Annotated in this window: 13 protein-coding genes and 2 pseudogenes; 3 read left to right on the top strand and 12 right to left on the bottom strand. The window is 59.8% G+C overall.

What is annotated here, in order from left to right; genetic code table 11:
- The first annotated feature begins 151 nt into the window (after positions 1–151).
- Positions 152–1,690, top strand: coding sequence for a phospholipase D family protein (locus ABXR19_RS04030; RefSeq protein ID WP_354599808.1), 1,539 nt, complete (start codon positions 152–154; stop codon positions 1,688–1,690).
- A 102-nt stretch (positions 1,691–1,792) separates the two neighbouring features.
- On the opposite strand, the gene ABXR19_RS04035 is transcribed toward ABXR19_RS04030, so the two are convergent.
- From ABXR19_RS04035 to ABXR19_RS04080, 10 genes and pseudogenes are all read right to left on the bottom strand, one after another.
- On the bottom strand, positions 1,793–2,023 hold the full coding sequence (locus ABXR19_RS04035) for a thioredoxin family protein (RefSeq protein WP_354599809.1): 231 nt from the start codon (positions 2,021–2,023) through the stop codon (positions 1,793–1,795).
- A 12-nt stretch (positions 2,024–2,035) separates the two neighbouring features.
- Complete coding sequence (locus tag ABXR19_RS04040) at positions 2,036–3,097, bottom strand: permease (RefSeq protein WP_354599810.1); 1,062 nt, start codon at positions 3,095–3,097, stop codon at positions 2,036–2,038.
- 255 nt (positions 3,098–3,352) lie between these two features.
- Positions 3,353–4,639, bottom strand: coding sequence for a hypothetical protein (locus ABXR19_RS04045; protein WP_354599811.1), 1,287 nt, complete (start codon positions 4,637–4,639; stop codon positions 3,353–3,355).
- On the bottom strand, positions 4,636–5,379 hold the full coding sequence (locus tag ABXR19_RS04050) for an outer membrane lipoprotein-sorting protein (protein WP_354599812.1): 744 nt from the start codon (positions 5,377–5,379) through the stop codon (positions 4,636–4,638). The genes ABXR19_RS04045 and ABXR19_RS04050 overlap by 4 nt, the downstream gene beginning before the upstream one ends.
- 73 nt (positions 5,380–5,452) lie before the next feature.
- Entirely contained in the window at positions 5,453–6,697 is a 1,245-nt protein-coding gene (locus tag ABXR19_RS04055) for an ABC transporter permease (RefSeq protein WP_354599813.1), read from the bottom strand.
- Complete coding sequence (locus ABXR19_RS04060) at positions 6,694–7,383, bottom strand: ABC transporter ATP-binding protein (RefSeq protein WP_354599814.1); 690 nt, start codon at positions 7,381–7,383, stop codon at positions 6,694–6,696. The genes ABXR19_RS04055 and ABXR19_RS04060 overlap by 4 nt, the downstream gene beginning before the upstream one ends.
- A gap of 66 nt (positions 7,384–7,449) precedes the next feature.
- Complete coding sequence (locus ABXR19_RS04065; protein WP_354599815.1) at positions 7,450–8,178, bottom strand: hypothetical protein; 729 nt, start codon at positions 8,176–8,178, stop codon at positions 7,450–7,452.
- Between the two features lie 61 nt (positions 8,179–8,239).
- Positions 8,240–8,715, bottom strand: a pseudogene (locus ABXR19_RS04070) (chromate transporter).
- Between the two features lie 164 nt (positions 8,716–8,879).
- Positions 8,880–10,055, bottom strand: coding sequence for a glutaredoxin family protein (locus ABXR19_RS04075; RefSeq protein ID WP_354599816.1), 1,176 nt, complete (start codon positions 10,053–10,055; stop codon positions 8,880–8,882).
- Positions 10,056–10,110: 55 nt separating this feature from the next.
- Complete coding sequence (locus ABXR19_RS04080) at positions 10,111–10,425, bottom strand: HesB/IscA family protein (protein WP_354599817.1); 315 nt, start codon at positions 10,423–10,425, stop codon at positions 10,111–10,113.
- A 124-nt stretch (positions 10,426–10,549) separates the two neighbouring features.
- Between ABXR19_RS04080 and ABXR19_RS04085 the strand changes: the two are divergent.
- Together ABXR19_RS04085 and ABXR19_RS04090 are read left to right on the top strand one after the other, a co-directional pair.
- Positions 10,550–10,822 (top strand): annotated as a pseudogene (locus ABXR19_RS04085) (chloride channel protein); the annotation flags it as partial.
- A 276-nt stretch (positions 10,823–11,098) separates the two neighbouring features.
- Positions 11,099–11,293 carry a hypothetical protein gene (locus ABXR19_RS04090; protein WP_354599987.1) on the top strand — a complete coding sequence of 65 codons (195 nt, stop codon included), beginning with the start codon at positions 11,099–11,101 and terminating at the stop codon, positions 11,291–11,293.
- A gap of 146 nt (positions 11,294–11,439) precedes the next feature.
- Here ABXR19_RS04090 and ABXR19_RS04095 read toward each other — a convergent pair whose 3' ends face one another.
- Together ABXR19_RS04095 and ABXR19_RS04100 are read right to left on the bottom strand one after the other, a co-directional pair.
- Positions 11,440–11,802 (bottom strand): CoA-binding protein, encoded by a 363-nt coding sequence (locus ABXR19_RS04095; RefSeq protein WP_354599818.1) that lies wholly within the window; start codon positions 11,800–11,802, stop codon positions 11,440–11,442.
- Positions 11,803–11,935: 133 nt separating this feature from the next.
- Positions 11,936–12,433: a Dps family protein gene (locus ABXR19_RS04100; protein ID WP_354599819.1), complete on the bottom strand. Its 498-nt coding sequence runs from the start codon at positions 12,431–12,433 to the stop codon at positions 11,936–11,938.
- Positions 12,434–12,470: the final 37 nt, after the last annotated feature.

Consider the following 12,470-nt stretch of genomic DNA (forward strand, 5'->3'; position numbering starts at 1 on the left):
GCGCACCTGAATAATTCTGGAAACAGGCGGCATTGTAGGGCCGAACCGCCAAAGCGGCGACGCCAGCGCCTGCACCCCGGGGCATCACCCCTTCGGCGAAGGAGCTCACTACCTATACTCGATACTCGTCTTGCGACTGAAAGAGCCTGATTTGTCCACGATCCGCTGCATTTCGATCAGTATCCTGCTCGCCTTGCTCGGCGCCTGCGCCAGCCTGCCGCCTGCACCCGCGAGCACGCCCAGCCATGCCCCGGCGGACACGGCGGACACGCGGCTGGGCCGCGCCGCGCGGACACACCGCCCCGCCCTGCCGAGCGTCAGCAACTTCACCCCGCTGGCGCGTGGCAGCGATGCGCTGAGCGCACGACTGGGGCTGATCGAGCATGCCGAGCGCTCGCTCGATCTGCAGTACTACATCTGGCATCGCGACAAGAGTGGCATGCGCTTGGCGCAGCAGTTGAAGAGCGCTGCCGCGCGCGGCGTGCGGGTGCGCCTGCTGCTTGATGACATCGGCACGTCATTACCGGACGAACATTTGCTGGCGCTGGACGCAGTGCCGAACGTCGAAGTGCGCCTGTTCAATCCGGTCGCTTGGCGCTTCACGCGCACCTTGGGTGCGCTGCTGGACTTCAGCCGCATCAACCGGCGCATGCATAACAAAACGATGCTGGCCGACAATCAGGTGGTTATTCTGGGCGGGCGCAATATCGGAGATGAATACTTCGCCGCGCGCGGCGCAGCTGATTTCGGTGACCTGGATGTGCTGGCCCTTGGCCCGGTGGTGCAGGCGGCTTCAGTGGCCTTTGATCGCTACTGGAACAGTGCTCAGGTCTGGCCGATCCTCGCACTGACGGACACGGACGACTCGCACACAGAGGCCTCAGCGACGACACGCGAAACACTGCCTGAAAACAGTACCGATGACGCGGAATTAATTCGCTCACTGCTGGGCAGCAAGGCCAATTTTTTCGAGGCCAGCGCGACTTTGCTGGTCGACGACCCAAGCAAAATAACTCGTTCGCCAGAAGACACCAACGGCCATCTGTGGCCGCAACTCCTGCCCGTCATCACCGCTACACAGCAGGAACTGCTACTGATCTCGCCCTACTTTGTGCCCGGCAAGCCCGGCATGGATTTTCTGCGTGAATTGCGTTCGCGCGGCGTGGCGATTACGGTGCTGACCAATTCGCTGGCGGCGACCGACGTCAGCGCCGTGCATGCGGGCTACTCCCGTTACCGCAAGGAATTGCTGGAGGCGGGCATTGCACTGTGGGAAGTGAAACCCGGCTCGGCGCCGGACACAGCCGCCGCCGCAAGTGAGCGCGAAACGCGCAGCCAGCCACTGATCGGCGATTCGCTGCGTTCCAGCCTGCACGCCAAAACTTTCATTTTTGACAAGCGCGAACTGTTCATCGGCTCGCTCAATCTGGATCCCCGCTCCACCGCACTGAATACCGAAACCGGCGTGCTGATTCCCAATGCGGACTTCGCCGAACGCATGAGCCGCAACATCCGCAAGCTCCTGCCTGCCAGCGCCTATCGATTAAGCCTGCACGAAGGCCAAGTGCGCTGGCACGAAGAACTGCCTGACAGCGGCACGCGCGACTTTGACCACGACCCCAAAAGCTCGGCGCTGCGCCGCATCTGGGTGAATCTGCTGGGGCTGCTGCCAATCGAAGAGCAGCTCTGAAGCCTGCCTGAAGACCCTCACCCAGCTTGCCTTAGCGCGATACCAACCGTGGAGCAAGACGGGCTGAGGCTCTTCAGACAGGTGTCCGCCAGACAAATGATCTCAGCCCAGCCAGCTCTCCACCTCAGCCACGGTCGGCAGCTTGCCGGTGGAGACCAGCTTGCCATCTAGTGCCACGCCCGGCGTGCTCATCACGCCAGCGACGGCCATCGCGGCGTAGTCGGTGACTTTCTCCAGTTCGACCGGGATACCGCGTGCCTCCAGCGTTTGCTGCACAACTTCCGCGGTTTTCTGGCAGCGTGCGCAGCCGGGGCCGTAGACGGTAACTTTCATGGTATTTCTCCTTTACAGAACTGCATTGAAAACAAAGCCCACCAGCACGATGCCGCAGGCGACCACGCCGGCAAAGGTGGCGATCAGGCGAGGCTTGAGCGCCTTGCGCAGGATGATCATTTCGGGTGCCGACAACGCGATCACGCTCATCATGAAAGCCAGCACGGTGCCCAGCGCTGCGCCCTTGCCGATCAGCGCTTCGACAATCGGAATGATGCCCGCTGCATTGGTGTACATCGGTACACCCAGCAACACGGCGGCCGGCACCGACCACCAGGCATCGCGGCCCATGATCGAGACCATGAAATCTTCTGGCACATAGCCGTGGATGCCGGCACCCAGCGCGATGCCGGCAATCACGTAAGGCCACACCTTGCCGACAATCTCGCGCACATGGCCCCAGCCAGCGTCGAAACGCTGTACCCAATTCAGATGTTCATCCGGCACATGAGCGCCAGCCTCGCCGCTGGCGATCTTCTGAACCCAGTCTTCGAGGTAGCGTTCCATCCGCAAACGACCGATGACCATGCCGGCGACAATCGCGATCAGCAGGCCCATCAACAGATACAGGGCCGCCACTTTCCAGCCGAACATGCCAAAGAGCAGCACCAGCGCGACTTCATTGACCATCGGAGCGGAGATCAGAAAGGAGAAGGTCACGCCCAGCGGCACGCCGGCTGACAGAAAACCGATGAACAGCGGCACTGCAGAACACGAGCAGAAAGGCGTGACGATTCCCAAGCTGGCAGCCAGCACATTGCCCACGCCGAGGCGTTTGCCGGACAGCAGCGCGCGGGTGCGCTCCGGCGCGAAGAAGGTCTGGATGATGCCCATGACAAACACGATACCGGTCAGAAGCAGCAACACCTTGGGCGTGTCGTAGAAAAAGAAATGCAGCGCCTCGCCCAGCGGTGTGGCGCGGCTCAGGTCGACCAGGCTCAACACGGCGGTGGCGAACTCATCCAGATGCGCATACGCCAGCAGCCACAGTGGCGTCAGCACGGCGAGGGTGAATAGCCAGCGGTGCAGCCTGGTGGTGGACTTGGGTTCAAGGGTATTTTCGGTAGTGGACATGGTTTTGCGTGTGACTTGCCTGAATGCTCTGTGCAGGGAAGACGCAGATGGCGTCGGAAAGATGCAGGGCAATCACGCTTTTGTATTTCAACCCACGAACATGGCCCGCCATTCCGCGAAATGACTTGCCTGAAGAGCTGCATCCCGCCTGCCTGTACGCGACACCTGCCCTGCCAGGCGCACACAGATTGCCTGTCCAAGATGCCTGCCTGAAAAAGCACGCAGGGAGCGGCTCTTCAGGCAGGCACTGCAAAATCAGAAAAAGTAGCGCCCGTACACTTCCAGCCGTGCGCTGGAGGACTTGGTCGTAAACTCCGCCTGTGGCTGGCCGCCGAAAACGATCACGCGGCCGCGCAGCTCCCAGTTGGCGAACCCGGTGTAACTGAGCTCCGGTTGGACCTGCCATGAGCCATCGTTCAGGTTTGCCATCGTGGTCAGCGCTGCCGCGCCATAGACCCAATTGAATGGCTCGCTGACGCTGGCTTTCACGTACAGGTAGTCCGTGCCGGGATTGGCTTTGCCGTAACCCGATTGCGCCACCGTGCGCGCCTTGGTGTTGAGTGTCGGCGAGGCACCCGGGGCCATCGCCCGGTCGAGGAAGGCGTAGTAATCATCCAGCTGATTGGCACTGTAACCGGCGCCGTTGCGGTAGTACTCGGCGATCCAGGTGACTTCGCTGAGGGTCATGTAGCGCAGGCCCAGCAGATACGAGTTGAAATTCACCTGCGTGCTGCTGGTGACGCCCGTCGCGCTGACCGTGTTGCGCGGCGCATCCAGGGTGCGGGCCCATTCGCCGTGCACTTCCAGCGCGGGAGTGAGGTTGCGCGAGAAGTCGACGCCGAAGGCCTCGGGTTTCGCGCCCTTGCCGCGCCACATCAGGTCGATGTCGGTATCAAAGGCCAGCAGGTAGAGTTTGGCGGCTGGGTTCAGATCCTCTTCGCGGCCGAAGTCATTGTTCAGATTGTCGTTGGTCGGCACGAACATGCCGGTGAAGTTAATCGAGCTGACGGGGCCGCTGAAGCTGCGCGTCCACTCGCCGCTGGCCATGACGAAGCCCTCGCGGCTGGCGCTCGGATCGGACGGATCTTTCGGCCGTTCAACCAGGCCGACCGGGCTCCACGCATAACCCTTGCCCCAGCGCTGCACGCGCTTGCCGACATCGAAGCTCAGCTCCGGGCCGACACTCCAGCGCAGGCCGCCTTCCATGACTTGGCCATAGTTGGTGGTGTGCACCAGATCGTCGCCCTGATAGCTGGCCTGAGCGCGCACATCGGCGGCCAGCGATTTGTAGTTGGCCTTGCCACTCAGCTCCAGCGTGCTGGTGCTGCGCAGCAACGCGTCCTGCGCCGGCTCGCCGGGATAAGCCAGTCGATAGGCCGGGCTGTCGCCACGCAGCTTTAGGGCTTCGAGTTTCTGTTCGAGGTAACCGTTGAACTCATACGGCTTTTTGTCGAATTCGCTGGCGTCGAACCTGAACTCCTCTTCAGCATGCACCGCCATCGCGGCCAGCGCCAGAAGGATGGCGGCGGATGCTTTGATCATTTGCGCAACTCCTCCAGGCGGGACATGAAGCCCTGCGTGAACACTTCATCGCTGACGACACGCTTCTTCAGGCCGGAGTACAACATCACCGACTTGTAACCCTTGTACAGCGGGCTGTCAGTTTCGACCGTGGCCGGGCGCTTGATGCCGCCGCCGAAGTCCTTGATGTCCTTGAAGTGCAAGGTCTTGATCAGCATGCCACTGGACGCAAAAGCCTCGATTTCCAGCGGCAGCACGGTCTTCTTGTCGACGGTCATTTTGAGCTGGTCGTAGGCGACTTCCGCCGTCTTGGCCTTCAGCTTGAGCTGATAAGTTTCGCCCTGATCTTCGGCGCTGGTGACGTTGTATTCCTCGGTGTAATCGATGCGCAGAATGTCGGAATTGCTGAACACGCCGCCAGTGATCGACTGCTGGCTGGTGATGCGCATCGGCTTGCCCACGCTGGGCACGTAGAGCCACATGTTGTCGCCCTGGCGCAGGGTGCTGCGGCCCTTGTCACTGGCGGGCGAAAGGAACAACGCGGCGACGTTGTCCTTGCCCTTCTTCACCGAAAACAGGACAAATTCCTTCTTCGTGCCATCCGGTTCGATGTTGATGAGCTTGCGATACATCTCGTAGCTCTCGGGCTCCAGATTGCGATCGACCTTCTGCAGAATGGCAACGCCGTCGATGGCGGACTGGCTGAGAGCCGAGGCAAAGAGGGCCACGGCGGCGAGTGAGATTGCGATAAGTTTCTTCATGTTGCTTCTCCTGATTCCGGGTGTGCAAGGCATGCCCGGAGAGCCAAGCGCAGAGCGGCTCTCCGGGCATCTTTCAGACGTGACGCAGGGCTGTGACCGGATCCATGTTCGCCGCACGCCAGGCCGGCTGCAGGCTGGCCAGGGCGGAGACTAGGATTGCGAGTCCGAGCACCATCAGGGCTTCGCCCGCCGCCAGTTGCGGCACCAGCGCCAGCGCGTTGCGCCCGAAGGTGAAACTGATCGGCCACACATGGAACACGGCAACCAGTGCATAGCTGATAGCCACGCCAGTGATGGCGCCCACCAAGCCGAGCAGGAGTCCTTCGCCCAAGAATATGCCCATGATCTTGCCGGGCTTGGTGCCGATGGCGGCCAGCGTGCCGATTTCGCGGATGCGTTCATACACGGCCATCAGCATCACGTTCATCACGCTCACCAGCACGATGGCGATCAGCATCACGCGGATGAAGAGGGTCATCATGTCGATCATCTTGACGATGGTGGCAAAGGGCGACAGCTCTTTCCAGCTGTGCAGTTCCGTCGCAGGTTTGTCTTCCTTGTTGCGGATCGTGTCGAGTTGCGTCGCAAGGCGCTGCTGCACTTTTTCCAGCACATTCAGGCTCTTCAGGCGCACGGCGATTTCCATCACTTCCGCCTTCTCCATGCGCAGCAACTCGCGGGCATCCTTGATGTGGATGTAGCCATCGCGCCCGCCGGGGCCGGTCACCTGATCGAGGATGCCGCGCACCGTAAAGGGCCGCGCATTCACCGAGCCGGAGGCGTTGGTGACGACCAGCACCACCGAGTCGCCCACCTTCACCTTGAGGCCACGGGCCAGCAGCGTCGGCAGGAGCAACTCGCCTTCCTTGACCAGCGGAGCGGCTTTATCGCCGTCCAGAATGCGATTGCGCAGGGCTGGCACGGTGGCGTCTTCGGCTTCAGGTTCGATACCATTGAGACGAATCGCACTGGTCTCCGCATAGTTGGAGAACATCGCGCCCATCTTGACGCGCTTCGAATACGCCAGGACATCCGGATCGGCCTTGAGGAAGTCCTCGACCTTGGCCACAGCATTGGGCTGCAGGTTCATGTTCAGCGGCGAATTATCGGTCGCGGCCTGATAGCCCTTACGGTGGACTTGCAGGTGACCGAGCATGCTGTCGGTGATTTCACCGACCATGGTTTGCTTGAAGGCACCAGCCGTGGCCACGAAGACCAGCAAGGCGACGACACCCAAGGTGATCAGGCCGGCCGTCAGCAGGGTGCGACGACGATAGCGCAGCAGATTGCGCGCCGAAAGTTTCAGGGTGGCAATCATTGTTGAGCTCCTTGGCGCGAGAGAACGCCGTCTTCAAGGATGAACGTGACTTCGGCTTCCCCCATAATTTTCGGGTCATGCGTGGAGAACACGAAGGTGGTGCCCGACTCGTCACGCATCTGCTTCATCAAATTAAGGATGCGATACGCCGTATCGTGATCGAGATTAGCGGTCGGCTCATCGGCCAGCACCAGCTTGGGCTCGCCCACCAGGGCGCGGGCCACGGCCACACGCTGCTTCTGCCCGCCGGAAAGTTGATCCGGGCGCTTGTGCGCCTGATCGGCCATGCCAACGGCTTCAAGGATTTTCATCACGCGTTCGCGACGCTTGCTCTCCGCCCAGCCGCGCACCATCAGCAGCGGGTATTCGACGTTTTCATACGCAGTGAGCACCGGCACCAGATTGAAATCCTGAAACACGAAGCCTAGATGTTCGCCGCGAAAGGCTGCAGCCTCATTGCGCGAGAGCTTACTGACCTCGGTGTCATGCACCAGCAGTTTGCCGCTGGTGGGGTGATCGAGACAGCCGATCAGGTTCAGCATCGTCGATTTGCCGCTGCCCGAGGGGCCGACGATGGCGACAAAAGCTGATTTTTCGATTTCAAAATCAATGCCTTTGAGGGCCGGCACATCGATCTCGCCGACCCGGTAATTCTTCTTGATGTTTGTTGCTTTTATCAGTGACATGGATGCCTCCTGGGTCGAATTTCAAATACAGGAGCGGCCGCTGGCCGCTCCTGCAGAAAAGCCGGCTTAACCAAATTTGATGAACATCTTCGAATACGGCACTTTGACCTTGCCGAGCGCATCCTTAACCTTAGTCGCATCATTGGTAAAAAGTGCTGCCTTGAGGTCTGCCACCGACTTCTGAACGGCCGCAAGCATCGTGTTGAACTCATCATTCTTCGCGTAGTCCGCCGGGGCTTCGCTCTTCAGGCGGGCAGCGAGGAATTCCAGCGCGCCGGTCTGCGCCGTCAGCTCCTGAATGCCATTCGGCCCGGCGAGGGTTTTCGGCCCGTCGATCAGCACGAGCTCCATCTGCGCGTGATAGGCGTTCATGTGATCGCTATAGACGATCACGTTGTTGCGATGGCGCATCTCGGACATCACGTCACGGGCATGCTCAAGAGTTTCGTGTGCCTCGGTGAGCTGGTTCTTGCCGATTTCTTCGGCAGCCTTGGCGTAAACCTTGCTCACCTCAGCCAGCGATTTGGCAAAGTCGGTGTCACGGTCATACGGCGCAGCGGGTTTGGCGCCAAATTGCGTGGCGATCTGACCCCAGCTTTGCTGGGCCTGGGTGATGGCTTGCTGGGCTTCCGCTTGCGAATTGCTGTTGGTTTTGAACAAGGCCACGCGATACGGCGCATACGCCTTCTGCATGATATCGGTGACGGGATCGGCGGCGCTGGCAATACCGATACTGGCAATGCTACAAAGTGCGAACAGGCTACGAATGGCGAGGGTACTGACAGATGCTTTCATGATGTTTCTCCGTTGTGCTTAAACCGTGACTGCAGTGTGGTTGAGCCAAGGTAAGAATGTGTTAGCGCCCTGTCATGGTTTGTAAGCAGATGTTGCAATCAGGAACATTTTGCAAAGCCAGCCACAACAGCACACCGCCCAGCATGCTCAGGGGCAGTGATAACTTGAAGCGGGACAGTGCCAGCCACACGGCCAGCACGATCAGGCTGTCGCTGATCCGTCGCACGCCATGTGCGGCCATGAACCATGTCACGCTGGCGACCATGCCGCAGAAGACGATCATCGCGCCGTGAATGGCGCCCTTGATCCAGGCCAGATGGCGGATGCGGCTGAATAGTTCGGCGAACACCCGCGTCATGACGAAGCTGGGCGCAAAGATCGCAAAAGTGGCGAGCAATCCGCCCGGCCAGCCACCATGTAGCCGGCAAAGGTGGCGGTATTCAGGATCGGCCCCGGCGTAATCTGGCCGAAGGCAATCCCTGTGCTCAACTGCGAAGGCGTCAACCAGCCGTGCTCAAGCACTACATCGCGCAGCATCGGCAGGATGGTGACGCCGTTGCCAAACGCAACGCTGCCAGATACAGATCGCTGCCACGCGAAGGCCACAGCAGTGCAAGGGCGACGCCCGCCGCCAGCCCGAGGCTCATCAGGATGGCTGCCTTGAACTGGCCCCAGTGGAGTGTCTGGGTATGTGCTTTGCGCTAAGTGAGCCACTCAGGTTTGAACAACATCAACAAGCCGAGTGTGATCATTACGCAGCCCCCCAGGAGTCGGCTCCAGCGGGTGTAGCTTGCACCGGGCTGACTGATATCGAGCGCCAGCATGGCTGCGATAAAAATCAACAGATCGTCGGCCATGAAAACCAGAATGTAGAGCCCGAGATAGGCGTAATGCTGCCAAGGGGCGAGTTGGCTTGCAGCAAGGTACTGGGTGAAGACGGCCGGGATGCCGGCCGAGCACAGCAACTCCACAACATTCACGGCAAAAGCCAGCAACACGATCCCGATGAGGGCCCACAACAGACTGGAGGACTGAGCCATCTTGCGCAGGCGTTCCAGCACCGCACGGCGCGCAGGCGCAGCGCTGACCTTGCAAACGGTTTCGTTGCGCCAGAAATCGCGTAGTGCCGCAGCGCCAACGACCAGAGCCACTAGTGCCAGTGCCACGCGTAGCCACAACACGGCCCCCAGCCAGAGCAGGGTATTGAGCCAGGCCGCCATGATCAGGAAATACACGAAGGCCGAGGCCCCGATGAAAGCGCTGCCAAGTAACCAGCGACGCGCCCGGTTTTTCATGCCCAGCAAAAGACCGATCAGAAATACCAGCACCCACATGGCACAGGGATTGAAGCCGTCGGCTGCGGCCAGACTGATGGTCAGCACCGGCAGCGAGAGCTGGCGCAGATCTACATCCCCCAAGACCGGCAGACGGATCGAGGCCGGTGGTTTTGCGGGCGCGCCAAGGACTGGGGCAGAGGTTGCGGGAGGCCCATCCAGCGAGGTTTTGCAGGCATTTATCTGGCAGCGTTCAATTCGCTGCAGCAGCAGTGCGCCGGTACTGCGGTCGTCGGCATAACCGATCTGGATTTCATCACCGATAAGAATAACCGGAACCCCGACATCCTTGATCTGATGGTGTCTGGCTACGCGAATCAAGGCTTGCAGGTTTTCGTCTTCGCTGATTTCGTGACGGTGGATTTGTAACCCGGGATGCCGGGCTGGCAGCGTGTCCAGGAAAGACAGGGCTTTTTCACAATGCGGGCAGCCCTTTGACCAGAAGACATACACATCTACTGAGCTTCGTTCATCCGCAGGCGGCGTTGCAGCCTGTGCTGACAAGACAAACAGCGTGAGCAGGATGTGCAGCAAGCGTTTCATGAAGAACCTCAACTATGAGGGGTGCTAACGTCAGCCTTGGTGCAGAGACCTTTGCTCAACCACTGCCACAGCCACATTCATCACAAGGCTCGGCATGGCACACGCTGAAGCCTCCTTCTCCGTTAGTCTGGCTGTAATCAAGTACCAATCCTTCTGTATAGGCGAGATTTTTCAGGTCCGTCACGACACGGAAGCCACTGTGTTCGAAACACAGATCGGTGTCGCGCAGCTCATCCGCATACTCAAGACGAAAAGACAAGCTGGAAATGCCGCCAACGCTGACTTCCAGACGGATTCCGATGCCTTTACTACGTTCATTCAGAGCGGTTTTGATGGCCAGGACAGACGCCTCAGTCAGAGAAATGGACATATCGTTCCTGTGAGTTGCTTCTGTGAAGGCGCAGATTTAACCTGAATTCCAGCCATTGAACTTGAATTTAATTAGCGGCATATGCCATTAACAATTCTATACTTGAGTCCGATATTGGGCGCAGCTTGGCTTGGGCGGTTTGATCGTTGGCGCGATCTCGGTGCTGGAGCCTGGGGTCTGGGGCAATGGCTACAGCGTGGTCAATTCGATCCTCAAGGGTGACTGGCTGTGGCCGGCGCTGCTGCTGATGTTGGTGTTCAAGGTGTTTGCCGCGGCGGGCATGGGCGTCTTCCTGTCGGCGTGCACGCATGCGCCGCTGATGTCGGCGGTGATGATTTTCGAGATGACCGGCAACCCGCGCATCATCGTGCCGCTGTTGCTGGTGTGTGTGCTGAGCGCGGGCATCAAGCGTTTGCTGTGGCAGCCTTCCTTGTATTCACATTCGCTGCCTGCCGCGCGGCTGGGGAAGGGGGCCGGTGCTTCGGTGCGCAGCCTGCTGCGATCCGGCTCGCCGACGGTGCAGGACAGCGCGAGCATTGCGGCGGCCGAGGAGGCCTTTCTGAGCAGTCGCTGGCCGCACATTTATGTGACGAATGCCGCAGGGCATTTCCTTGGTGCCTTGTCCCTGCATGATTTCGCCCCCTTCCTGCGCGACGCCGCCAATTCTGCGTCGGTGATTCCGCTGGCGCTGCTGCGCCGGGACTACCCGCGCATCACGCTGACCAGCAGTCTGGGCGAGATGTTTGAGGCCTTCTCGCTGCACCGGGGCGAGCGCCTGCCTGTGCTGGACGCAAACGGCGTGCTGCAGGGCCATGTGTCGAAAACGGATCTGATGCTGGTGCTGCAGAAAGAAGCGGCTCAATCCTGATTCTGGACTGCTAAAGAATAGATGCCTGAAGAGCCGCACCCCCATTGGCTCTATACGACACTATACTGAAGACTGCTTATGCTAAACGGTCTTCAGGCAGGCATACTGAAGAAGACCGCTAGATGCAGATCTTCGAGCAATGTCGTTCAGAACTGCTGAGTGCGGAGCAACACCAGCGTGCAGGCTTCGGTGGTTTCGATACCGGCGGCGTGCAGGCGCGCATAGGCTTCTTCGTTCTCCGTGCCAGGGTTGAAGATCACCCGCTTCGGCTTGAGGCCGATGATGCCGTCGAGCAGCGCGCCTTGCCGTGCGGGGCCGACGTACATCGTCACGGTATCGACCGGGCCGGAGACATCCTCTGGCGTAGCGACGGCCGGAATTCCTTCCACTTCGATCAGGGCGGGGGCGACCGGGATCGGCGTGTGGCCGTACTCCAGCAGCATCTTGATGGCCTTGTTCGAGTAGCGTTCCGGGTTGATGCTGGCACCTATTACAACGACGGTTTCCATCGGGTTTCCTTCGGTTGAATGCGGGGGCTTCAAAGACCTCGCTCACGGCAGTCAAGGCCAGCCGTGAGCGTACAGACATGTGTCGATAAATCCGGAGCCGAGCGGTTTACCGGATCGTCAAGAAAGAACCAACTCAATCTTCGAGCAGGGTGCGCAACATCCAGGCGGTCTTCTCATGCACATCCAGGCGCTGGGTCAGCAAATCCATGGTGGGCTGGTCGTTGGCTTCGTCAGCCAGTGACAACAGGCTGCGCGCTGTGCGGGCGGTTGCCTCCTGAGCAGAAACCAGCAAGGCCACCATTTCCATGGCCTTGGGCTCGCCCTTCACCGCTGCAATGGTGGTGAGCTTTTCGTAGTCCGCATAACTGCCCGGCGCTTTCACGCCAAGCGCACGGATACGCTCGGCGATCACGTCGAGTGCGTTCCACTGTTCGGTGTACTGGCCCATGAACATCACATGCAGGCTGTTGAACATTGGCCCGGTTACGTTCCAGTGGAAGTTGTGGGTCATCAGGTAGAGCGTGAAGCTGTCGGCGAGCAACTTGGACAAGCCGGCGGCAATTGCGGTGCGATCCTTCTCTGAAATGCCGATGTCGATCTTGCTGATGGAAGTGCTTTTCTTGGCTTTCATGGCAAAACTCCTGGGTAGTTAAGAAAAAAGTGGCGCG

The organism is Uliginosibacterium flavum (assembly GCF_040566545.1).
Taxonomy (GTDB): domain Bacteria; phylum Pseudomonadota; class Gammaproteobacteria; order Burkholderiales; family Rhodocyclaceae; genus Uliginosibacterium; species Uliginosibacterium flavum.